The sequence below is a fragment of the Candidatus Parcubacteria bacterium genome (genome assembly GCA_021414235.1).
Taxonomy (GTDB): Bacteria; Patescibacteriota; Minisyncoccia; order Phycocordibacterales; family JAKFXT01; genus JAIOOV01.
The window spans coordinates 203,587-225,833 of sequence record JAIOOV010000004.1 but is presented as its reverse complement, the minus strand read 5'-3'; the positions used below and the strand labels follow the sequence as shown (position 1 = coordinate 225,833).

20 protein-coding genes, 2 tRNA genes and 1 other RNA gene are annotated in these 22,247 nt (G+C 56.4%); 3 read left to right on the top strand and 20 right to left on the bottom strand.

What is annotated here, in order from left to right; all coding sequences use genetic code 11:
- Positions 1-140: 140 nt before the first annotated feature.
- A tRNA-Arg gene (locus tag K8Q93_02105) sits at positions 141-215 on the bottom strand.
- 63 nt (positions 216-278) lie between these two features.
- The gene (locus tag K8Q93_02100) at positions 279-512 is read right to left on the bottom strand and encodes an NrdH-redoxin (GenBank protein MCE9644014.1); all 234 of its coding nucleotides are present in this window, start codon (positions 510-512) and stop codon (positions 279-281) included.
- Between the two features lie 67 nt (positions 513-579).
- Here K8Q93_02100 and K8Q93_02095 point away from each other — a divergent pair, with 67 nt between their 5' ends.
- Positions 580-1,371: an SDR family oxidoreductase gene (locus K8Q93_02095; GenBank protein ID MCE9644013.1), complete on the top strand. Its 792-nt coding sequence runs from the start codon at positions 580-582 to the stop codon at positions 1,369-1,371.
- An 11-nt stretch (positions 1,372-1,382) separates the two neighbouring features.
- Here the strand turns inward: K8Q93_02095 and K8Q93_02090 are convergent.
- From K8Q93_02090 to K8Q93_02055, 8 genes are all read right to left on the bottom strand, one after another.
- A tRNA-Gly gene (locus K8Q93_02090) sits at positions 1,383-1,453 on the bottom strand.
- Between the two features lies 1 nt (position 1,454).
- Positions 1,455-1,847, bottom strand: coding sequence for a septum formation initiator family protein (locus tag K8Q93_02085; GenBank protein MCE9644012.1), 393 nt, complete (start codon positions 1,845-1,847; stop codon positions 1,455-1,457).
- A gap of 145 nt (positions 1,848-1,992) precedes the next feature.
- The gene (gene lepA / locus K8Q93_02080; GenBank protein ID MCE9644011.1) at positions 1,993-3,786 is read right to left on the bottom strand and encodes a translation elongation factor 4; all 1,794 of its coding nucleotides are present in this window, start codon (positions 3,784-3,786) and stop codon (positions 1,993-1,995) included.
- A gap of 10 nt (positions 3,787-3,796) precedes the next feature.
- Complete coding sequence (locus K8Q93_02075) at positions 3,797-5,476, bottom strand: hypothetical protein (protein MCE9644010.1); 1,680 nt, start codon at positions 5,474-5,476, stop codon at positions 3,797-3,799.
- Between the two features lie 6 nt (positions 5,477-5,482).
- Positions 5,483-7,861 (bottom strand): tetratricopeptide repeat protein, encoded by a 2,379-nt coding sequence (locus K8Q93_02070; protein MCE9644009.1) that lies wholly within the window; start codon positions 7,859-7,861, stop codon positions 5,483-5,485.
- Positions 7,862-7,969: 108 nt separating this feature from the next.
- Positions 7,970-8,334: RNase P RNA component class A (gene rnpB / locus K8Q93_02065), an RNA gene on the bottom strand.
- A 44-nt stretch (positions 8,335-8,378) separates the two neighbouring features.
- Positions 8,379-9,080 carry an HAD-IB family hydrolase gene (locus K8Q93_02060; protein MCE9644008.1) on the bottom strand — a complete coding sequence of 234 codons (702 nt, stop codon included), beginning with the start codon at positions 9,078-9,080 and terminating at the stop codon, positions 8,379-8,381.
- A 43-nt stretch (positions 9,081-9,123) separates the two neighbouring features.
- The gene (locus K8Q93_02055; GenBank protein MCE9644007.1) at positions 9,124-9,918 is read right to left on the bottom strand and encodes a methyltransferase domain-containing protein; all 795 of its coding nucleotides are present in this window, start codon (positions 9,916-9,918) and stop codon (positions 9,124-9,126) included.
- 87 nt (positions 9,919-10,005) lie between these two features.
- On the opposite strand from K8Q93_02055, the gene K8Q93_02050 reads away from it, so the two are divergent.
- Positions 10,006-10,866, top strand: coding sequence for a DUF2090 domain-containing protein (locus K8Q93_02050; protein MCE9644006.1), 861 nt, complete (start codon positions 10,006-10,008; stop codon positions 10,864-10,866).
- A 68-nt stretch (positions 10,867-10,934) separates the two neighbouring features.
- Positions 10,935-11,285, top strand: coding sequence for a hypothetical protein (locus K8Q93_02045; protein ID MCE9644005.1), 351 nt, complete (start codon positions 10,935-10,937; stop codon positions 11,283-11,285).
- Between the two features lie 44 nt (positions 11,286-11,329).
- Here the strand turns inward: K8Q93_02045 and K8Q93_02040 are convergent, their stop codons facing one another.
- The 10 genes from K8Q93_02040 to K8Q93_01995 form a co-directional block, all read right to left on the bottom strand.
- On the bottom strand, positions 11,330-12,262 hold the full coding sequence (locus tag K8Q93_02040) for a CAP domain-containing protein (protein MCE9644004.1): 933 nt from the start codon (positions 12,260-12,262) through the stop codon (positions 11,330-11,332).
- A 6-nt stretch (positions 12,263-12,268) separates the two neighbouring features.
- The gene (locus tag K8Q93_02035; protein ID MCE9644003.1) at positions 12,269-14,326 is read right to left on the bottom strand and encodes a peptidoglycan-binding protein; all 2,058 of its coding nucleotides are present in this window, start codon (positions 14,324-14,326) and stop codon (positions 12,269-12,271) included.
- A gap of 83 nt (positions 14,327-14,409) precedes the next feature.
- Entirely contained in the window at positions 14,410-14,793 is a 384-nt protein-coding gene (locus K8Q93_02030) for a response regulator (protein MCE9644002.1), read from the bottom strand.
- Positions 14,794-14,804: 11 nt separating this feature from the next.
- Complete coding sequence (locus K8Q93_02025) at positions 14,805-16,061, bottom strand: cohesin domain-containing protein (protein MCE9644001.1); 1,257 nt, start codon at positions 16,059-16,061, stop codon at positions 14,805-14,807.
- Between the two features lie 2 nt (positions 16,062-16,063).
- On the bottom strand, positions 16,064-17,959 hold the full coding sequence (locus tag K8Q93_02020) for an HYR domain-containing protein (GenBank protein ID MCE9644000.1): 1,896 nt from the start codon (positions 17,957-17,959) through the stop codon (positions 16,064-16,066).
- A 100-nt stretch (positions 17,960-18,059) separates the two neighbouring features.
- Positions 18,060-19,226: a replication-associated recombination protein A gene (locus K8Q93_02015; protein ID MCE9643999.1), complete on the bottom strand. Its 1,167-nt coding sequence runs from the start codon at positions 19,224-19,226 to the stop codon at positions 18,060-18,062.
- 46 nt (positions 19,227-19,272) lie between these two features.
- Positions 19,273-19,668, bottom strand: a complete 396-nt coding sequence (locus tag K8Q93_02010; GenBank protein MCE9643998.1) for a cupin domain-containing protein — start codon at positions 19,666-19,668, stop codon at positions 19,273-19,275.
- A 17-nt stretch (positions 19,669-19,685) separates the two neighbouring features.
- A complete protein-coding gene (locus tag K8Q93_02005; GenBank protein MCE9643997.1) occupies positions 19,686-20,381 on the bottom strand; it encodes a pirin family protein in 696 nt (231 codons plus the stop codon).
- Position 20,382: 1 nt separating this feature from the next.
- Positions 20,383-20,934, bottom strand: coding sequence for a Gmad2 immunoglobulin-like domain-containing protein (locus K8Q93_02000; GenBank protein MCE9643996.1), 552 nt, complete (start codon positions 20,932-20,934; stop codon positions 20,383-20,385).
- A 13-nt stretch (positions 20,935-20,947) separates the two neighbouring features.
- Positions 20,948-22,087, bottom strand: coding sequence for a polymer-forming cytoskeletal protein (locus K8Q93_01995; protein ID MCE9643995.1), 1,140 nt, complete (start codon positions 22,085-22,087; stop codon positions 20,948-20,950).
- Positions 22,088-22,247: the final 160 nt, after the last annotated feature.

Below are 22,247 nucleotides of genomic sequence, written 5' to 3'. Positions count from 1 at the left end.
CGTCGACGAACAAGGAAGCAACGTAAGGTACGATCAATAGAGCAGTGGATATGAGTAGTGCGCGAACTACTTTTGACAGAGGCATAGTGAAAAAGGTTAGGCTCTTAGCATCTTAACTTACCTAACAGCGAGGAGGTTACTGGTGCCCTCGGCAGGAATTGAACCTACATCTACTCCTTAGGACGGAGACGTTCTATCCGTTGAACTACGAGGGCGTGTGAGGACTATACCACAGCGGAATAAATCAAAAAGCCGCCCCCTTGGGGGCGGCTTTTTGATTAGAGTCCCAAGGCTGCCGAGAGCTCCGCTTCATCAAAACCTACCGTAATCTTGCCATCGATATCGATGACCGGGACCCCCATCTGCTGACTCCGGTCGATCATCTCTTTGCGCTTCACCAGGTCATCCTTCACGTTATATTCCGTATACGGAATGTTGTGATTCTTGAAGAATTCCTTGGCCATGCTGCAGTAGGTGCAGGTAGGCGTGCTATATATGGTCACTTTTTTCATATAGTTCGGTTCGTTAAGGAAGGATATTGTAGCACGCTCGCTGGACGGGTGGTATCCTCTGGGAACAATGGCAAAAGACCGAAAATGGGCCCTCGTCACCGGCGGAGCCAAGCGCATAGGCGCCGAGATCGTCCTCTCTCTTGCCCGGGAGGGATACAATATCTACCTTCATTTTAACTCAAGCAAGAAAGAGGCCGAGGAGACGAAGAAGAAAGCGGAAAGCAAGGGAGCGGAAGTGATACTCGTGAGCGGCAACCTCTCCGACAAAAAGATCGTCGAGAAGATATTTAAAAATATCTCGCCTGACGTAGTGGTGCATAACGCGGCTACGTTTAGGGTCTCAAAGCCGCAAAAAGATTCTCTTTCAGGGATCCTGAAAGCCGAAGAAGTCGCTTTCAATGAGAACATGGGCGCTAACGCACTGGCTCCCCTCCTTGTCACGAAAGCTGCCCTGTACCGCATGCGACAAGAGAAGAAGGGCGGAACCTTCGTCTTCATCGGTGATGCCTGTATCCACGGGAGCGGCGACGCGTATACGAGCGACAAAGACGCCTACCTCATGTCCAAAGCGTTCGTCCCCTTCCTAAGCAAGCACCGTGCCCAAGAATTCGGTAAGGAAGGTTTCTTCTTCTACAGCCTGCTCAATGGGCCCATAGAACCCCCGCCAAGCGCACCACTCACTACAGTGGAAGGGGTAGCTCGGGATCTAAACGTACCTCAGGGCGCCCTGCGTCCGTGGCTCGGAGGAAGCGAAGTGGCAAAGGCGGTAAGTCTTTTACTCAAGATGAGTCCGGGCGTGAATGGAGTAAGTATTCCCATAGACGGAGCCCGAGGACAGGTTACTCCGTCGGAGCACTGAGAAACTATCGGTGCGGATAGGGGGAATCGAACCCCCGCCCGATGCTTGGGAAGCACCAGTTCTGCCACTAAACTATATCCGCGTTATTCTCCTTTCTTAAAAAGATCTCGAAACCAGCGGAGGACCGACTCAGTGACCGTCTCGTCGGGAAGCGAGGTGGTGGAGAAATGATCCACGATTACGTATACCTTCTCCCCTTCCTTGCTTACATTAAAAGCCTCCCGGATAGCAAGCTCGAGCCCGGCTTCCGTATGAAGCCGGTTCACCTCTCCTTCAAGGAAGGCTGCCCGAGACTCGAGTCTCCCGAGCCGATGTTCCACATCCACCCTCCCAGCCTGGGCCTCTTGGCTCTTGAGATACATGTTCCAAGAACCTTTCCCTGCGAGCCCTACGAACACTATCAAAAACAGCAGGAAGAACGGGGAGGCGAGTACTCGCCACGCTTTCGGGAGCTGCTGTTCTCGACGGTTCTGCACCGTGCTATTATACACTCTCCTCAAAAACCCATGCTTTTCAACCCCAAGCACAAGCGCCGCATCGAGTTAATCTGGGCTATCATCTCCATCCTGGTCATCCTGGGCCTCCTCCTCGCCTATCTCCCGATGATCCTGGGCTAGAAGTTTATTTATCCTCCGAACGGAGCATCTTCAAGAACACCTCCTGCGGGATGTTCACGGAGCCTAACGCGCGCATCTTCTTCTTACCCTTCTTCTGCTTCTCGCGGAGCTTCATCTTACGGGTGATATCGCCGCCGTACATGTGCTGAGTCACATCCTTCTGCATGGCCGAGAGCGTACGGGAGGACATGATGCGTCCCAGAGCCTGCCCCTGGATCTTGGTCACGAACATCTGACGCGGCAAGATCTTGTGAAGCTTCTCCACCGCTGCTTCCGCCTCTTCCTGAGCTCGCGAGGTGGCCACCACGCGCGAGAACGCCGGCACTATCTCCTCCGCCACCAGGATATCGAGGCGAGTCACGCTCGCCGGCCGCAGCTCCCCTATCTCATACGAAAGCGAAGCAAAGCCCGAGGAAGCACTCTTCAGCTCATCAAAGAAGTTGCGCATGAGCTCGCGGAGCGGCATCTCCACGATGAGCTCCGTGCGGTTGTCGCCGAAGGTGATGGTCTCCTGGACGATGGCTTCATGCGGGAAGAGCAGCTGCATGATGTTGCCGAGGTATTCGGTAGGAGTGATGAGGTGCGCCACGATCCACGGCTCGAAGACCGCGTTCAGATTGCCGTGGTCCGGGAAAAGCGAGGGAGTGTAGACCTTCTCGCGCTTGCCGTTCTTCACCTCCACTTCGTAGGTGATGCTCGGAGTGGTGATGATGAGATCGAGATCGAACTCGCGGCGCAGGCGCTCCGTGATTATCTCCAAGTGGAGCATGCCAAGGAAGCCGCAGCGAAAACCGCGACCGAGGGAGCCGGAATGTTCTTCTTCAAAAGAAAGCGAGGCGTCCGAGAGACGCAAGCGGTCGAGCGCCTGGCGGAGCGCAGTGAAGTCATCCTGTCCTTCCGGGTACACTGAAGCCCAGACGACCGGACGAGGATTCATGTACCCTTCGAGCGCCGGAACAGCGCTACGTTCGCGTACCACCGTGTCTCCCACAGAGGCGATGCCCGGGCGCTTGATACCGGTCACGATATAGCCGATCTCTCCGGCGTTCAGCGAAGCCAAGGCTTTCGGCTCAGGCATGAACGTACCCACCTCGAGCGCCAAGAAGCGCTCTTTGGCCACCTTGAGCTCGAGAGCATCCCCTTTCTTGATGGAACCCTCGTACACGCGCGTATAGAGGATGATGCCCTGATGATTTGAATATTGAAAGTCGAAGACAAGCGCTTTCTGCTCCTTGCTCTCCACGACCGTAGGCGGCGGCACGCGACGGATGATCTCAGAGAGGAGCTTCTCTATCCCCTCACCTGTCTTGCCGGAAGTCTCTACGATGTCTTCTATGGCACAACCGAGAAGCTGTACGATCTCTTCCTTCACTTCAGTGATACGCGCAAGCGGCGAATCGATCTTGCTCAAGACCGGAATGAGAACGAGGCCCTGCTCCCGGGCCATGCCAAGGGTGGTCAGAGTCTGCGCCTGCACGCCCTGAGTGGCGTCCACTAGGAGGAGCGAGCCTTCCACCGCAGTGAGCGCACGAGATACTTCGTAGGAGAAATCGATGTGCCCCGGAGTGTCGATGAGGTTCAGCTCATAGGGCACGCCTTCGAGCGAATACGCCATGCGCACCGGCTGCATCTTAATGGTGATGCCGCGCTCGCGCTCCAGCTCCATGGAGTCGAGCACCTGCTCGCGCATCTTGCGCTTCTCAATGGTGCCGGTGAACTCCAGCATCCTATCCGCAAGCGTGGACTTGCCGTGGTCGATATGCGCGATTATGGAGAAATTTCGTACGTTCTTCTGCATTCGAAGGATATTAATACAATTGCTCTGGAGAAGCCACGACCCCGTCCTTCCAGAACCTGCGGCGTATGGACTTCCGTATCTCCTCCGCTTCCTCGTTCCGGAACAAGAGAAGCAGGAGCGCTCCTGCTGCGATACCCACGATGCCTGCAGCAGCAGCCTGGAGGAAGAGTGCTAGGACCGTCTCAAGGCCGAAGAACGCGCCGAGCTCGCCCAGGAGATTGTAGGTCACAAAGCCCATGACCACCGCCGCGGAGAAGCTATGGAGCGCGGTCGCTCCAAGAGCGCGGGAGAGCCCCGGGAAATGCCGAGGCGCCGAGAGGATGAGGGTGATGAAGCCCACCAGGGAGCCGATGAGGAGCGCGAGAGGAAGCGCGAGCACCACCGTACCAGAGAGATCCTCCACGCGCAGCAGCGATTCGAAGAAGAAGCGCAGCTCGGGTGCGCTCTCAAAGAGCGGCACGAGGCTGAAGGAGGCAGCAATCGTCGTCGCTGCCGAGAGTAACCCCGCAAGAAGCGGGATGCGCGTATTACCGAGCGCATAGTACGCACGCATAAAAAGGAGAGTGAGGTTCTGCGGCACGATGGCAAACGCAAGGATAGCGAGACAGGCGGCAGTGAGGCGAGTGTCATTCCAGTCGAAGGAACCTGCGCCGAGCACTACGCGCACCACATGCGCCCGCAGCACGATGAAAAGGATGGCCGCCGGGAAGGACCAGAAGATGATGTGTCGCGCTGCCGCATAGAGATGCTTCAGGAACTCCGCCCGGTCCCCTTGGCTTATGGAAGCCGCGAGTACTGGAAAAGCAGCCATGGAGTAGCTCGCCCCGATGATAGAGACAGCGACTGACTGCAGATTGAGAGAGAACGCGAGGATGGCAATGGAGCCCGCATGCATCAGGGTGGCAATCGCGGTGAGCGCAACCAAAGCCAGATGATTGGCAGAGAGAGCGAGCGTGCGCGGCAGAGAGAGCGTCACCACCTTCCCAATCAGTGCCATGCTCTCTGGAATCCGCGGCCGCGGCAGGAAGCCGAGACGGATGATTGCCGGGAGCTGTATCGCAAGATGGAGAGAGGCACCGAGAAGCACGCCATACCCCAAGCCGTTTAAGCCCCAGCGCGGATAGAAGGCTAGGATGCCCGCGATGATTCCTGCGTTGTAGAGGAGAGGAGAGAGAGCGTAGATGAAGTATTTCCTCCGGAGCTGGAGCACGCTCGCAAGCAAGTTGGAGACACCGAGGAATACCGGCGAGAGGAGGAGTATACGAGAGAGCTCCACAATCGCCTGCCCATACTCTCCGCCTGCAAATCCCGGAAAGAGGATTGGTACGAGAGCAGGCATCGCGAGATATGCAGCCGCGCTCGCGATGCTGATCGCCGCGAAGAAGACGGTGAAGATGGAATCGAGGAAGCTCTTCATCTCCTCCTTCCCCTTCGCTTCCCTCTCCGAGAGGAATGGGATGAGCACCGAGAGGGAGACGAGCGAGGCAATGGAGAGAAAGACGAAGTCTTGCACGCGGAACGCCGCGTAATAGATATCGAGCGGAGCGGAAGCTCCGAAACTCGCAGCAAGCAGCCTATCCCTCAAGAGCCCTAGGATCTGGGAGAGGAGCGCGGAGAAGCCGAGGAGGTACGCCGCTGCATGAACGCCGATGACATCGCGTTCGAGCCAAGAAAAGAGTTGGCGCACCATAGCCCCTTAGAAAGACGGTTCCTGTTTCTTGTCCGAGACCGGAAGCTGCGGACGCTTCTCGGGCACATTCTTCTCTTCCGTAGCGGCGCCAGCGAGAGGCGGACGTCCTGCACGCAGGTTCTCAAGGATCGCCTTCACCTCCTTGTTATCCGGATTGGTCACCTGGATGGCTTCGAACTGCTGGATAGCGTCCGGGCTCTTCCCCACTGAAGCGTAGGAGAGGCCGAGGAAGTAGCGCGCGTTCGCATAGGCTCCCTGGAGCCCCACCGCGCGTTCGAAGGCAGCGATGGCGTCCGCATAGCGGCGCTCGTTGTAGTAGAGGAGACCAAGCTGGAAATAAGCCACTGGCTCATTCGGAGCAAGCGTCACGGTCTTCTCAGCAGAAGCGATAGCACCCTTCACGTCACCCAGGGCTACGGCGATCTGGGAGCTGAGGAAAGCGGCCTCAGTGTAATCGGGCTTCAAGGCGAAGGCAGCCTCGATGTATTTACCCGCGAGCTCAGGCTTGTCATTTAGAAGTTCCAAACGAGCGAGAGCGAGCGGAAGAGCCGGACTCTTGGGAGCAAAGGACTGCGCGGTGATGTAGGTCGAGAGAGCGTTCTCATACGCATTCGAGATCTTGAGCGGAACCACCGACTCATAGGCCTGCGCGAGCGCGATGTGATTAAGATACTCATACTGATCATAGGCTACAGCAGCTTGAGCATAGGCGATCGCATCCCGGAGAAGCGTCTGGAACTCTGCGCGCACCTGCTCCTGCGGAAGCGTCGAAGACTGGTTCAGCAGGTTCCCCAGGCGGACGAGGCGGAGCTGCGAGAGAGCTCGATAATAAGAGTCATTCTCGTCCACGCGATTCGCGCGGGCAACCAAGGCTTCAGCCTTATCTATATCCTGCGTCTCTGCGTACACGGTCGCCCCGCGATTGAAGAAAGCAACGCCTGCGCCTTTCCCTGCGAGGAAGTAGAGCCCCGCGACGGAACCGACAAGGAGGACAATGAAGAGGGAGATGAATCCGAAACTGAGTATTGGGTTTCCGCTGAAGAGGACCTCTTTCTCCGTAATCGCTTCGCGGTTGCGGAGATGCGCTAAGAAGAGCCCGAAGAAGATGAAGCCAAGGAGATACATGCCTGGTGTCGGCACGTGCATGACGAAGAGCTGAACGAAGTAGAGCGCCGCTCCCAAGGTAAGGACCGTGAGGTAGTGAACGAAGGCGTCAGCTCTCGGTGCGCGCATCACCCGATACCCCTCCCAGACGATGGAGCCGAGCAGGAAGAGCCACGCGAGGAAACCCACGAGGCCCGTAGTCACGAGCGCCGTCGGCACCACGCCGATGCCCATGGCAAAATCCACACCCCAGAAAGGAGTGACGTTCACCGCCTGCGGACGATAAAGATTCCACGCACGGTCAAACTGGTTCGGGCCAATACCAAAGAGCGTCTGGCTCGATACGGTCTCCTTGCCAATCGCATAGGTTCCCTGCCAAGAAGGACGAGCTTCAATCTCACTGACTCCGAGCGTTTGGGAGATGCGAGCATTCACCGCCGGACCGAAGAAGATGAAGAATATCGAGATGACCACCGCTGCAGCAAGACGGAACGGAATATGGCGAGGATGATAGGCCACGCCCTTGGGAGCCTGAGAGAGGCGGTAGAGTGCGAGCAGGGTAGCGGAAGAAGCAAGCACATACCAGACGGCGACCGTGTTAACGACGACAAGAAATATTGTGGCGAGCGCCAGGGCCACATAGAGGATGACGCGAGTGGTCTTCTCTACCGGCAAAAGCTCGAGCGTGATGAGCACGAGAAGCGCAGCTAGGCCCGCAAAGGCGCCGATATCCACCCAGGAACCGAGCGGCGTCGCGCTTATCCCAGTGAAAATACCGAAGGAGAGCACGGAAGGACTTATCAAAAGATGAAAGAGCTGATACACGCTCAGGAGAAGGAAGGCGCCGAGGAGCGCGGCCGCCATATTGAAGACCGCCTGCTGTGTACGCACCAAGAAGCCGGTTAAGAGGAGGAGGAGTGAAGCGATGACCACGAAGAATACCGTATCAATCTCAATCATCTGCCCGAGAAAAGAAGCGGCCGGAGAGTCCGAAAAAAGTGCAGAGAGGGCGTAGGCAGCCGGTAAAAGAAGGGCCGCGATCACCATGACTGAACGCGGCAAGAGGACCGAACCCGCCTTGAGCCTCCCGAGGACGAAGATCCCAGCAAGAAGGAAGGCCACTAGCCCCGCAAGCAAGGTCTTACTGAAGAGAACTGGGAAGAAGGAGGTCGGCAGGAACCAGAGAGGGAGGAGGAAGACCAAGCCGATGAGAGCCAGGATACCGGTCGCCTCGAGGTTCTGGAGGAGGGAGCCGCTGTTTACGGATACGCGGGTAGTCATGGATTGAACGTTACTGATATGGCTTTCATTATACAGAACCGCCTCCTATCCCCCAACCCTATAGCCACACAGAAAACGCCCCGCAGTAAAGCGGGGCGTTTTCATATTTGGCGCTCTTTGCCTATAAGCCGAGTTCTGTCCCTCCCTGTCTTGCGACAAGGATTGAACGATCATTTATCTGGGCCTAAGGTCACCCTTAAGCTCAAGCGGCACTCCGCGCTTGCGCGCGGCACGGCCTTGCACGGAAGTAAGAATTTAGCCGTTGCACCCTCTGTGTTGCCACAAAGGTTCATCCCTAATCATTACTGATAGAGGATGCTCTTCCCTTTCGGTAGGAGCGTCACTGTTCGCATCTCGTGCCTCGCAGCAGACAGGCGTTACCTGCTACCCTTCTGCCCGCGCTTGCGCGCAGGCCCGTGTTCGGACTTTCCTCCCCGACGCTTGCGCGACGGAGCGATCATTCAGCAAAGAGCTACCCACTATTATACCACTTATTTAAGTAGAGAGCAAAACCTTCTTATCCCTTCTTCCCTGTAGGAATCTCATAGATGACATCCTTCCGCTCCACTACCACCTTCCAGCCATTCCGCCTCGCGTGCTTATACAACCCCTTGTTCGGATTGAAACAAATAGGTGTTTCCACCATCTCCAAGAAAGAGATGTCGCCGTCCGTGTCCCCTACTCCTATGGAACCCTCGAGGGTAAGTCCTTCCTTCTGTATCGCACGCTTCACGATATTGGCCTTGTTACTGATGAGATGCAGATCAGTGATCACGCCAGTGAAGCGCTCTGATGGCCCGAGCTCGTAGAGACGTCCGTAGATCTTGTCGAAGCCTAAGGCCTTCCCGAACGGATCGAGTACGCCCTTAGGGGACTGAGAGATAGCGAGGAGGAAGTACCCCTGCTTCTTGAGGCGCTTCAAGAGGGCACGGGTGTAGCGATACAAGCGATGCTTGTATCGCTTCGAGACGATCTCCGTAGCAGAGCTGAAATCTTCGTAGGAGACGCCTTTGATATTCTCCATGAACACCTTCACCGTCTTGTTTATGTAATTCTCATACGAGCCCTGGCGGTTCTGCCAGCGCTCCTTGTCCTTGGCGTACGCCTTCGGCGCATCCTGCGGGAAAGCGCCGCGCTCTACCAATATGTCCACGAGCTCAATGAGGAGACTGGAGCGAAAGAGGGTCCCGTCGATATCGAATATTGCCACCTTCTTCATGGGCAAAGTCTAGCACTTGCCCCCGAGGGCAGATAGGAAAGCCCTACGAGAGGGTCTTTTGCGCAGCGAGGCACATGAAAAGAGGTATCTCCTTGCGCGCCTGGTCCTCAGCTTTCTGTCGCGGGCCTTTCTGGCTCTTCTTATGCGAGATCCACTCTTCGAGGTGCGTCACCGAGAACCCTGCGGCACGCAGTTCCTTGAAATAGAGCTGGAGCGGACGATGGAACGAGAGCGTCCGCGCACTACCCGGCTTCCCTGGATGCATCTCTATCTCTGAAGAGATCTCGGAGAGGTAGCGGTCGATACGTCGGTACTGCGTCTTCTTCTCTTCATCGTACCCCCAGGCACTCTCCTTGGGTATGCGGAAAGACGGGTGATTGAGAACAATGAGGAGCGAACCGAACGGCTTCAGCACGCGAGCAACCTCCTTCAGGGTCTCACGAATCTCCTTGATATTCTGGAGTGCGAGCACGATCATCGCCTTATCGGTACTCCCTGCTTCAAGGAAGGGCTGCTTATGCGCGGGAGACGCATAGTAGCGGATGTTGGTCGTAGGTTTCTCCTTGGCAATCTTAATGAGCTCCGCGCTCACGTCGGAAGCGATCACTTGGGCGCCGAGAGAGGCTGCAGCACGCGCGAAGAAACCTGAGCCGCAAGCGACGTCGAGCACCTTCTCTCCTGCTTTCGGGGCCAAGAGCCGTAAGAGGTTCGGCAGTATGACCTGCTGCTGATAGCTGTCCTTGTCCCCTTCGAGGAGTTCGTCATACCACTCCGCCACGCTGCCCCAGGAAGTAACAGATGCTTTCGATGGAGGCGAAGGTCGTCTGGAGGGATTCATGCGAGGAATTATAGCAGGAAGGCTTCCGACAGACTCCTAGAGCGGAATCGTCAAAGATACTATACTAAGGGTATAATCTTCCTCCCTATGCTTGGATATCAGAAGCCCCTTTACATGCTCCCGTTCGATCATCGGACGTTCCTGGCAAAAAACCTCTTCGGCTCTACCGACCTCTCTCCCGAAGAACGTCAGACCATCAGCCATTACAAGGAAATCATCTACAAAGGGTTCCTCATAGCGCTTGAGCGCGGCATTCCCTCTGGAGAAGGCGCCATCCTCGTGGATGAGGAGTATGGTCTCTCCATATTGAAGGATGCCAAGTCGCGCGGCATCATCACCGCAGCGAGCGCGGAGAAGAGCGGCGGAAAAGGAGATGAATTCGAATTCGCCTACGGCGAAGAATTCCGCGAGCACCTCAAGCGCGTACGTCCCACCTTTGCCAAGGCGCTGGTGCGCTGGAATCCCGCCGGCAGCGACCATCTCCTCGAGGACATCCTCAAGCTCCGCGAACTCTCCGTATTCTGCCGTAACGAAGGCATAGGATTCCTCCTCGAGCCTCTGACCCCCGTCGAACCTAGGGAGCGCGCAAACGCCTTGGAGCAGCTCATTGCGGATTTCTATCGGCACGGCGTCGAGCCGGACATCTGGAAGGTGGAGGGTATGCCAGATCGTTCCGGCTATGAACGCATCGTGGCTGCGGCGCGCGCGGATGGGCGCTCCGAGGTGGGAGTCATCGTCCTCGGTCGCGGCGAGGATCTCCCCATCGCCAAGGAGTGGCTCGCTGCGGCGCGCTCTATCCCCGGCATGATCGGATTCGCCGTAGGACGCAGCATCTTCTGGGATACCATCCTCTCACTCCACAAGAAAGAGATTTCCGAGACCGAGGCTTCGAAGCAGATCGCAGGGAAATTCCTGGATTGCTATCACGTATTTACTGGGATTTCTTAAGGTGCAGGGATTCGACCGCGTGATATACTTTTTTTGCAGAAGATGAGATTAAGTTGTTATTTCAATCTATGACTAAATACTTAGCAGGAGTCCTCTTTGTCACCTTCATGATCGCTGGTGTTGCTCATGCCCAGACAGAGACCGCTTCTTCAAGCCCAACCGTCGCCGCAGAACGGCAGATCCAAGTCCTCCAGAAAGAGCTTCAGGACAAGATCAAGATCTTACGCGAGGAGTACGCTGCAAAAATCACAGCTATCCGCAAGGAGGCCAAAGCAAAAACCGACGCCATCAAGAAAGACATCGCCGCGGAGCGTGTCGCCAAAAAAGCAGCCATCGACAAGCTCCAGACCGAACGTAAAGCAGTGCAGCAGAAAATCAAAGAGACCCGCATCGCCACGAGCACCAAGAAAATCCGTTAACTCTCGCAACGAAAACTCCCTCGCCTAGGCGAGGGAGTTTTCGTTTACCGAGGGACGCTGAGCGAAACGCTCGCTGCACTCTCCGGCAGGAATACCTCTCCAGGGAAGAGGCCTCCCTGGAGGAGGATGAGACCAGCGAGAGCGCTTATGGCTAGAAGGCCGTTGCTCCAGGCCTCCCTCTGCTGTGCACGGAGCTTGAGTACCATAGCGAGAGCAAAGAGACAGGCGATGAACGCGAGCAAGATGAGGTTCACCGTACTTGCAAGGGATCGAGGAGAAGAAAGGATGCGACCCGAGAGAGAAGACTGGCTGGTGACGTAGGCCTTCACCTCCGACACTCCGCTCTCTCCTACGGAGACCTCCGCAGGAAGCACTTCCATCGCCGGCTGCACAGGAACATCAGCGCCAGCAGGAGCCGCGAGGAACTGCACCACAAAGACTGCTTCCCTGCCCTGGTAGGTGCCGGTGGCGACGCCGAAGCCGACTTCGGAGAAATCCGCGTTCAAAAGATTGGCGCGATGCGTCGGAGAGAGGAGCCACGCATCAGTGACGTCCTGGGAATCAGAAAAGTTCACCGCTAAGTTCTCACCAGCGTAGGAATAGTCATACCCAGCTTTCTCCAAGAATATCCAGGGCTCCTGCCCCTCTGGGGTCTGGTGGGAGAAATACCCGCGAGAGGCCATGTCCTCCGCCTTGAGCAAGGCGGCCTTCGCAAGATGTGCGTCAGGGCGCAGCGCAGGAAGCGCGGCTTCGCTGCGGGCCTCATTCGAGAAAGCAGCGAGCGCCCCCGGGAGCACGCTGGTGAGATATCGATCGCTCCTCGTAAGGAGCATTCCTTGTGCGAGCACTCCGAGCTCCAGGAGCACCAGGACGGCGAGTATCAGACCCACCGGGCGCGCAGTAAAGAACCTCGGCTTATAGCGATTCCCTTTCGAAGGAATAAAGAAACGTGCCAAGGTCCTGAGGGTTCGGTGCATGAGAGATTAATTACCCGCCGTCTTCATCTGCGCCTGGAGCGCCTTTACCAAAAGGAGAAGCTGATCTATCTGCGCACGAAGGGCATCTGTCGATTGCGCTGGGGAGGAAGTGGCGCGCGCATTGAGAAGCTTGCGCGTAGCCGGCCCCACTTCGCCTACCGCCTCAAGCTTGTTCTTCTTCTGATACGCTTTAACCGCCTGTAGAGTCACGTTTCCAAAGAGACCAGTGATCTCTTCATCGAAAAGGCCTTCTTCCTTGAGGATCTTCTGCAGCTCCTTCACTGCCGTACCGCGCGAACCTTTCTTGAGCGTCGTAGAGAAGCGATAGGTCGAGGCACCGAGAACAGCACCCACAGGCTCTACAGAAAGAGAAGGGGTTGCAGGTGCGGTTTGAACAGACACTGATGTCTGGGCGGATATGAAGCCACCGCCACCTCCCCCTCCTCCACCGCCATTTCCTCCGGAAGACACAGAGGAGATGGGCGTCTCTCCATAAGGGAAGAAGGAACTGAAGTGCTTAGTCCATATAGCCGTATCCTGGCCGATGTTGACGCGACAATCTGCTCCGGCAGAAAGTTGTGCATCTACAACACCTTGATTGTCAGCGTTACAGACCGTAGTGATCGCGCCGAAGGTTCCGTTACGGCTCCAGCCAAGGAACGCCTGCCAAGCACCAGGAATGAGGATGCGTACGGCACGATCGAGCGTCAGCGCAACGTCACCAGCGCCTATCTCTATGACCTGCCCCACGCTCGCCCGGTAATTAGCGGTAGGTGTAACCGTGACACTATCGCTCGCCTTCACCGTGGGCAGATTGAGCACACCGTTCCAGGAAGAAGGGCCGGTGACCGTGAGCCCCGCAGGAAATGCGACCGCGATCGTATTGCCGCCCCTCACCGCCTCCACAGCAAGCGCGCCACCTAGGCTCACGCTCGCGCTATCACTCGTAGTAGAGAGCAGCGCTGCAAGATTCAACGTAGGGCTCGTTGCATCAACAGGTATAGAGACAGTAGAGGTAGCCGAGGTCGTGGCGTTCACTACCACCTGCTGCGCTCCCGCATACAGAGAGGTATTAGTAGAAAGAGAGGTGAAGCTACGGACCAAAACAGTAAAGGAGGTGGACGTCGAGTTATTGAGAGCATCGCTCGCCGTACAGCTCACCGTCGTCGTACCGATCGCAAAGACGGAACCCGAGAGACGGTCGCACACGATCGCCTTATTCCCCCCGATTGCATCGGCCGCAAGCGCTGGGAACTGAACGATAGTTCCAGCGGAAGAGGAGGCAGCAGTGACTATGTCAGACATCACCAGCACCGGCGGCGTATGGTCAAAGGTAACGTTCTGTCCCCCACCACGGACAGTAGAGACGGTGGTACCCACGTTACCCGCGAGGTCGGCAAAAGCGATACTGAACGGAATGCTTCCGTCGGTATCCGCAGAAATCATCGTGGTCGAAGCGGACCAGGAGGTAGGTCCTCCGATAGCGGTCGCCGAACGCCCCGCAAGCGTCACGGTGGGTGCAGCGATACTTTCGTTCGAAGTAAAGGAAAGCGTGACCACATTTCCAACATTCGCGACGGTGGTGGTCGCATCGTCTGAAGAGAGAGACACTGGCGAGAGCGTCGGCGCCGCCGTATCTAGAGTAAGTGTAAGGGGGACGAGACTCGCCGTACTCGTACTCACCCCATCAGAAGAGAGAGCTGCGGTGAAATTCTTCACCCCGTTACTCAGGTTGTTGGCGAAAGTCAGAGCAAGAGTGAAGGTATGAGAACCTGTGACATCCACATCATTACTCGAGAGCACCGCGGTCACAGGAGAAGGAAAGGAAACTCCGTTCACGTAGAGTTCGAGCGTGTCTCCCGCCACAGCGCCGGTCGTACTGGTAGAGAGAGGAACGGTGACAGAGAAACTTGCCCGGTCTGCCCCGTTGATATACGTCGTGAGCGGAGAGGTCGGCGTACCAGGAGCTTCGGAGAGCGTCAGGGCCTCTGCAGGGAGCGAAGCGAGTACGAAAGAGGCAGCGAGTAGAGAAGTGGTTAGACTGCGGAAAATGAATCTTTTCACGAAAAAGGGTGCGGGCACGTAAGCGCACCGCCATGGCTCCAGTATACCCTTCCGAAAGAGAACTTCCTGTGGGTAACCAGGTATCAGAGACCTAGGGCGGCTTCGATCTTCTTGATCACGTCCGGAATCTCCCAGTCAGACTTAATGAGGTAATGGAGGGGCTTGTTGGCCACCATGTCCGCTACCAGCTTGTCTTCCGTGGCGCTGAGGTTGGTCATGATGATGACCGGTACGTTCTTGCCCCAAGCGTCTTCGCGGATCTTCTTGAAAGCTGTCATACCATCCATCACCGGCATCATGAGATCAAGCAGGATGAGATCAGGATGATTCGCAAGGGCGAGCTCCACTCCTTCCGCACCGTTCTTCGCCTGGAGCAAGGTGTGCCCTTTGGGCGTAAGGGCGATTACCACCAGATCGCGTATGTTGTCATCGTCTTCCACTATGAGGATGGTCTTTTTCTTTTTCATAAAATTCCGCTTTATGCAGCTATCGACTCCGGACGGAGCGAGAAGGACACCTTCTTGCCGAGAAGCTTCTCGTATTCGTATACGAGAGAGGCGATGATTTTGGAAGGATTCTCCCCTACGGAGAGCACCCTGCCAGTAGAGATATCTATCTTCAATCCTTCGATCTGAGAGGCGACGAAGAGCGCATCATCCCCTACTCTCTGACGCATGCCCATGATGGTGTCGCTGAGGATCTCATAGAAGATGCGAACATCGCTAGGGACATTGGCGTATGCGAACGGCGCGAACCGAGTCTCCTTCTTATACCGGCGGAACAGGGTGTAGCCCAGGACCGAGAGAATACTGAGAGTAACCGTAGTGCCTCCATAGAGAGTGAAGTCGCTCAGGAAGAGACCGAGGACCTTGTCCTCCACAGTGAAGGGAAATTCGGTCTGCGCAGGAGCGACTTGATCCTTGTAGGTGATGAAGCTCCTCACCACGTAGCGACCAGGCTTCGTCTCATACGGGATCTGGATGGTCTTCACGAAGCTCGCGGTAGTCTCGACCGCCACCGTCTCTTCCGCGTGGTAGATTACCTTCCCTTCTGAGTCTGTGACGTTGTAAGAGAGCCCCACATCGACCTTGTTCTTGTTACCAAAATTGAGCAGCTTTACTGAAAACGTGAGGAACTCACCTGGAGCGACCCGGGACACGAGCCCCACGCCTGCCGTCTGTATCTCAGGAGAATGACTTATATCGAAGAGGTTCGGGTCTTCCGCAGGCTTCGCAGGAGCAGACTGCGGGAGAGAGGATGCTGCCCTGACAGTGACTCGCGCCTGCTCTCGGGAAGTCAACGTATCCTTATTAGTAGCATCGAGGATGAGAGAACGAGGGCCAACGCTGATGACGTCCTCCCCGACGCTCTTGGCGCGGAAGGTCACTGTGCCGAAGGAAACAGAAGAAGAGAACCCCTTGGGGAATCCTGCAGTCTTTATCATCTCACCTCTCGGATTGTCGACAGAGTCATAGCCAGGCTGGGAGACGGAGAGCCAAGATGGCTTAAAAGTGAAGGAGACGACTTCGAGCATCTCTGGCGAAAAGTCGAGTGCGAGCTTGGCGGTGTAGAGCTTCTCACCCGCCCCTGGTGCCACCGTGACCGGTAGAGTGAATGTCTTACCAGCCTCCACCGTTATCGTCTTGTTCTCGAGAACAAAGGAACTTGCTTCCGTAGTGGAAGGAAGGAGAACTATACCGAGCAGGATCGCGAGAGTCGAAAGCGCTTTATACATGCTCATAATAGTTGATACGTGCTGCCCCAATATACCATGAGGGTATTGAAATCTAGAATATCTACCTGTCCATCTCCGTTGGTATCCGCGGGATCGGAAGGAGAGGTAGTGCCCCAGCCGACCATCAAGGAATTGAAGTCCAGGATGTCGATAGCGCCGTCCCTCTGGATATCCGCAGGACGCACCAGCGCAGGATCCGAAACAGTCTGGGGTGAGACATTGCGATTCACAGAGCCAGTTTCAGTGACCTGTGCGATCAGGGTTCCCCCGCCACCTCCCCCTCCACCACCACCTCCAGCGGGGCTCTGAGAGGAGGCGATGGGCGTCTCGCTGTACACCACGTAGGAGCCGGGGCGCTTGGTCCAGAGCACGATATCCATCCCGACGGAGGTACGACAGTCGCCGTCCGCAGACAGCTGGGCATCCGCGGAGTCCTGATCATCCGCGTTACAGATAGCACTGATCTTCCCGAAGACGCCGCCACTACTCTTCCCCAGGAACTCGCTCCATGCGCGTGGGATGAGCAGCCGGATCGCGCGATCGAGCGTGAGAGGAGTGCTCTCCGAACCCACTTCGATGACCGATCCATTATTTGCCGTATTGCCGGAAGACGGCGTGACGGTCACGCTATTGCTCGCCTTAAGAGTCGGTAGCTTGAACACCCCGTTCCAGGAGGAGGGCCCGGTGATGGTGAGGTTCGAAGGAAAAAGGAGGGAGAACACGTCCGAACCTCTCTGCGCAGAGACAGTAATCGCGCCGCCCAGAGAGACGCTCGGGACACCGGAGTTCCTAGTAAGGATCGGACTGAAATTAAGCGTGGGCGTATCTGCATCGCTCGGCACCGAGATGGTGGAAGCAGAGAGAGTATGCTCGTCGGTCACTGCCTGCTGCGCTCCGGAAGTCAGAGCTGTGCTTGCAGAGAGCGGCATGAACGTACGCACCGCCACCGTGAAAGAGGCGGAAGCAGAGTTACCGAGAGAGTCGGCTGAGGTACAAGAGACTGTGGTCGTGCCGATCGCGAAGAGATACCCGGAAGCGAAGTTGCACGAGACCGGACGGCTGCCTTCGATACCGTCGACCGCCGTCGGAGCGAAGCTCACACTAGTCCCATCCACCGTCGTAGCAGACGTCACAATATTCGTCGCCGAGGAGATGACCGGCGCAGTACGATCAAACACCACATTCTGTCCCCCGCCACGTACCGAAGAGATGGTGGTACCCACGTTACCAGCGAGGTCGGCATAGGAGATGCTAAAGGGAATGATCCCATCCCCGTCTGTCGAGAGCATGGTGGTGGAAGCCGTCCAAGAAAGAGGACCTCCCGCAGGAGTCACTGAACGCCCAGCGAGTGTTACCGTGGGGGTACGTAGACCCTCGCTCGCCGTAAAGGAGAGCGTTACTACATTTCCCGTGGTGGCTTTCGTAGTGACCGTATTATTCGACACCACGGATACCGGCGAGAGCGTGGGGGCGCTCGTGTCGAGCGTAAGCGTGAGCGCGGGGCTCGAAGAACTGTAGGTAATACCGTTCGAGGAGAGGGCTGCAGTGAAATTCTTAACGCCGTTGCTCAGGTTATTGGCGAACGTGAGCGACAAAGTGAAGGTGCGCTGATCAGCAGAGATATCGCTTGCAGAGAGCACCCCCGTGACCGGAATCGGAAAGCGGGCGCCATTTACGAAAAGCTCCAGCGTATCCCCTTCGACCGCTCCGGTGGTAGCAGTCTCAAGCGGGACGGTAATAGGAAAATTGGCACGATCCGCGCCATTGATGTAGGTGGTGAGCGTAGAAGTGGGTGTACCAGGCGCCGCGGAGAGCGTCAGGGCTTCCGCGGATATCGAGAGTGCCAAAAAAGAGAGGACGATTGCGGAGGCGAGGATGTCTCGGACAATGTGATTCACGTATGAGGCAGCAGCGCGTACTTACGCTACGTTCCAACCATTATACAGCCTCGACACTCATCCGTCTGGAAATAACGCCTACTTATCCCCACCGTATCGGTTAGGGTTTCTTCTTAGGCTTCTTGGCAGCCTCCCCTTTAGGCCGGTAGTACTTAGTCCCCTTGAGCTTCTCCGGTAGATAGTCTTCTTTGCTATACCGCTCGTAGCCTTTGCCGTACTCGAGTTCCTTCATGAGATTGGTCGACGCATTCCGCACCACGAGCGGTATTGGCAAGTTCCCGAGCTTCTGCACATCCGCGAGCGCCCGGAAGTAGGCTTCGTACGCCGACTTATCCTTGGGAGCCACAGAGAGGTAGACCGTGCCATGCGCCAGATTGATGGCGGCCTCCGGAAGCCCGATCGTCTCTACCGCGCGAAAGACTTCGTTAGCCACCACGAGCGCGGTCGGCAAGGCCTGCCCGATATCTTCGGAAGCGAAGATGACCATTCTGCGTGCGATGAACTTGGGATCTTCCCCTGCATCGATCATACGTGCGAGATAGTAGAGCGCTGCGTCCGGCTGCGAAGCGCGCATGCTCTTTATATACGCACTGATGGTGTTGTAGTGCTCTTCTGCTCCCTTGTCGTAGCGGAGCACCTTGGCTTGGGCCGCTTCCTTAAGGGTCTCTGCCGTTACTTTTCCATAAATATTCTTGGTGTTCTCGAGGAGCGTGAGCGCTTGGCGTGCATCGCCGTTCGCGAGTGCGACAAGAAGCTCTTTGGCTTTCTTGTCGAGCTTGATGCCCGAGCGGCTGACGATCTCTCCGAGTTCTTCTTCGGTGAGCTCTTTCAATACAAACACACGACTTCTAGAGAGGAGTGCTCCGATCACCTCGAAGCTCGGATTCTCCGTAGTAGAGCCGATGAGCACAATGGCACCGCTCTCTACGTACGGCAGCAGGAAATCCTGCTGCGCTTTATTGAAACGGTGTATCTCATCAAGGAAGACGACAGCCGTCTGGCCTGGAGCTCTTCCTGAGAGCACCTTGCGCAGATCGTCCTTCCCCGCAGAGACTGCGGAGAGTTCGTGGAATGGGAGACCATGCGCCTGTGCATAGATGCGCGCGAGCGTAGTCTTACCGACACCCGGCGGCCCCCACAGGATGAAAGAGAAGAGATGCTTCTCCTCGATAGCTTTCCGCAGCGGTTTCCCTGGGCCCACGAGATGCTGCTGGCCTACGAATTCGTCCAGATTCTTAGGTCTTATCCTCGAAGCCAGGGGTTCCATGGACCCATGATACCAGAGCCCTGTCTTAGAGAAATGCAGGCAAAATCTAGGCTACTTGATGCCCGAACTCCTCATCTTCCACATCCTTCTCTGCATCCTCCTTGGTCGCATGCACTCTTCCATCGATATGATTCGGCGGAGCATAGACCGTGAAGATCTTGAGGGGTTCCGTTCCCGTGTTTATGAAATTATGCCGCACACCAGGAGTGACCCTCACCACATCTCCAGCACTCACTTCATAAGAGTCATCATTGAGCTTTGCCTTGCCGCTACCTGAGACAAAAAGCAGCGTCTGTTCCACATGCTCATGGGTCTCCTCACCGACATCCCCACCCGGAGGAACACTCATCACCACCAACTGGCTCTTCTCCCCGGTCGAAATCACTCTTCGAAAATTCTCATTCTCTTCGGCGATCTTGATGGCATTCGCGTGATATGACATAGAAAAATAAATTACTTTTATAAATTCGTGCGGATGAGGAGGAATCTAACTTCTTCCACCGCCTCAAGCTGGATCTCTTTCTCTTCGCGTACGCGAGCCTGATCTCCCGGCAAGAGGAGCTCATTTCCGACACGAAGCCTCCCCTTCTCAAGGTAACAGAATATTCCTTCGACAGACTCGAGCGACAGCGCCATCTTCGTTCTCTTCTTGAGGTAACCCATAGAGATGGAAGCGTCCGCAGACAGAGAGAGCGGAGCCGCTTCAAGACCCGAGACGAGCGGAGAGAGGGCGGCTCCCGCTTCCTGCGGAAGCACTTCTGCCTGTGCGTAGCTCGGCGTGAGATTCTGCGTTCTCGGATGAAACCACAGCTGATACAGATGGACTGGTGCGGTACTCCTATTGAATTCCGAGTGCACTACGCCGCGGCCCGCGGACATGCGCTGTATCTCTCCCGCCTTCACCACCGTCTCGTTCCCCATGCTGTCCTTATGCGCGATCTCTCCTTCGAGGACTATGGTCACAATCTCGAAGTTCGCATGCCCATGATCCGGGAAACCGCCACCCGGCATCACCACATCATCGTTGAACACGCGGAGCGCACCGAATTCTAGATTCTTCGGATCGTAATAGTGGCTGAAGGAGAAGAGCCACGCTGTCTTAAGCCAGCCGAGATCCTCCGAGAATCTCCGCTTTGCTGGGATGACCTCTATCATATTACCTAAAGCGGACAGGAACCTTCACCGACGCATCGTTCTCCGGGAGACCAGACGGATTGTCTTTCTCAAAGACGATGAATCCCTTACCATCGCCTCCGACAGGAGCCTTGAAGGAGATCGTACCTTTGAAAGGGACGTATTCCTCAGTCATCCAGTCGCTCTGCGCTTCAGCGTAGTGCTCCGAGAGGACCTTGCCAGAAGAGTCGGTGACCTTGATGGGAAAGGACGCTTCGAAGTACCAGTAGCCACGCGCTGTGCCGGTGACAGTAAGTGGAGAAGTGACCAGATCCCCCGCCGAAGGCGAAGCCACCATGATGAGCGGAAGGACACACTCGTTCACCTCCGCGTTCCAGGTGCCGCCGCCCGCCACGCAGAGCGTCACCGGATCATTCGAAGGGGTAGAGGTAGAGCTGCCGCCAGAAGAGGTACCGGAGGGAGTCGACGTAGCTACCGGAGTGGCTGCGCCCTCCGGCGTACGCATGACGAAGTAATAGAGGCCGCCCGCGATCAAGAGAAGGATGGCGATGAGGGTAAGTGCTCGAGAATTCATGTGGTAAGAATGACTAGCGATAACTCTTGAGCTCGCTCCACTTGAAGCGGACACCCGCTCCGAGCGTACCGAGCATGAGAACGAACGCCGCTATCCAGCCGACGACCGGGATAAGCGCGAGTATCACAAGAGCGATAGTACCTATGACGATGGTCCACACGGATACTTTCATCTCTGTTTCCCTCTTGAAATAACGGTATATCTCCCCACCTACGAGTGCCGGCAGGTAGAGAGTATTGATGATGAGCATGGCGCCGTACACCAGCATCACCAGTATGCCGACGAGAAGACCGACGACGGTCGTCATGAGGAAGACAGCCGCGAATGGAGTCGCTACCAGGAAGGCGAACCCGAGCATCACATTCATGATGAAGCCATCGAAGAAGCGCTCGCCCAACCCCTTCACCGCGCGCTGGTAGTAGAAACTCATGAGCAAACAACCGAGGAAAATCATGAGAAGCTTCAACACGAACCACAGGCCAACTGTCTTGGCCCAGTAGAGAGGAGAGGACACGCTCTCACGCGGAGCGATGGAATCGTGTGTCACCGCTCCGGAGAGCGTAGCCCCAGTGACGATAGTGGCTGCCTTGGAGGATCGATAGGTCACCGCTCCGGAGAGCACGGCGTGCGGACCGAACGTCACCTTCTCCGCAGAAATGTATACCGGGCCGTTCACCGTACCGTCGATAGTCACCTCTTGCGCATGTACGCGTAACCCTCCCTGTATGGTGCCACTGAGGAGCACCTGACTGGCAGCAATCGCGGCATCCCCTCCTACGAGCACGCTCGGGAGCATAGTTACCTTAGCTCCTGCCAGGAGCACGTCCCCCTTCACCGAGCCTCCCACGGTGATGGCGCGGCCCGCGGCCCGCACATCATCCCCCACGTTTCCGACAAGGGTGAGCGCATCTCCCGCAGCCTGGAGATCCTGCGAAGCGCTGCCGGTGAAGTAGATGTCATTCCCCGCCCCGGTGACATCACCTGTTACCGCGCCCTCGATGGAGATGGAGTTCCCGGCGACATAGAGATCGCCGCCGATACCCTCCTCTTTCCCGAGGATGTAGCTATCACCCGAGTGGAAGCTCGCGGCTTCCACTGCGAGCGGCAAAAAAATGAGAGACAGAGCTGCGAAGGACGCAAATATCTTTTTCATAGAGAAATTAAGAAATGATTGGCTGCCCGATAACTGATTATAGACCTTATGGGCAAATAGGAAAGAAAAACCCGGCGCGTGGCTCTCCCCTGGGAAGAGGAGAAACTGCCGCGCGCCGGGGCGAGTTTAGGAGGAACACCGTAAGGAAAGGGCTCGAGAA

Bases quoted from the DNA above. Each gene is read 5' to 3' on its own strand.
- K8Q93_02010 (MCE9643998.1), bottom strand. From the start codon at position 19,668: ATGTCATATCACGCGAATGCCATCAAGATCGCCGAAGAGAATGAGAAT.
- K8Q93_02040 (MCE9644004.1), bottom strand. From the start codon at position 12,262: ATGCACCGAACCCTCAGGACCTTGGCACGTTTCTTTATTCCTTCGAAA.
- K8Q93_02060 (MCE9644008.1), bottom strand. From the start codon at position 9,080: ATGAAGAAGGTGGCAATATTCGATATCGACGGGACCCTCTTTCGCTCC.
- K8Q93_02025 (MCE9644001.1), bottom strand. From the start codon at position 16,061: ATGTATAAAGCGCTTTCGACTCTCGCGATCCTGCTCGGTATAGTTCTC.
- K8Q93_02000 (MCE9643996.1), bottom strand. From the start codon at position 20,934: ATGAATTCTCGAGCACTTACCCTCATCGCCATCCTTCTCTTGATCGCG.
- K8Q93_02070 (MCE9644009.1), bottom strand. From the start codon at position 7,861: ATGACTACCCGCGTATCCGTAAACAGCGGCTCCCTCCTCCAGAACCTC.
- K8Q93_02045 (MCE9644005.1), top strand. From the start codon at position 10,935: ATGACTAAATACTTAGCAGGAGTCCTCTTTGTCACCTTCATGATCGCT.
- K8Q93_02055 (MCE9644007.1), bottom strand. From the start codon at position 9,918: ATGAATCCCTCCAGACGACCTTCGCCTCCATCGAAAGCATCTGTTACT.
- K8Q93_02015 (MCE9643999.1), bottom strand. From the start codon at position 19,226: ATGGAACCCCTGGCTTCGAGGATAAGACCTAAGAATCTGGACGAATTC.
- K8Q93_02100 (MCE9644014.1), bottom strand. From the start codon at position 512: ATGAAAAAAGTGACCATATATAGCACGCCTACCTGCACCTACTGCAGC.
- K8Q93_02005 (MCE9643997.1), bottom strand. From the start codon at position 20,381: ATGATAGAGGTCATCCCAGCAAAGCGGAGATTCTCGGAGGATCTCGGC.
- K8Q93_02030 (MCE9644002.1), bottom strand. From the start codon at position 14,793: ATGAAAAAGAAAAAGACCATCCTCATAGTGGAAGACGATGACAACATA.
- K8Q93_02075 (MCE9644010.1), bottom strand. From the start codon at position 5,476: ATGGTGCGCCAACTCTTTTCTTGGCTCGAACGCGATGTCATCGGCGTT.
- K8Q93_02095 (MCE9644013.1), top strand. From the start codon at position 580: ATGGCAAAAGACCGAAAATGGGCCCTCGTCACCGGCGGAGCCAAGCGC.
- lepA (MCE9644011.1), bottom strand. From the start codon at position 3,786: ATGCAGAAGAACGTACGAAATTTCTCCATAATCGCGCATATCGACCAC.
- K8Q93_01995 (MCE9643995.1), bottom strand. From the start codon at position 22,087: ATGAAAAAGATATTTGCGTCCTTCGCAGCTCTGTCTCTCATTTTTTTG.
- K8Q93_02050 (MCE9644006.1), top strand. From the start codon at position 10,006: ATGCTTGGATATCAGAAGCCCCTTTACATGCTCCCGTTCGATCATCGG.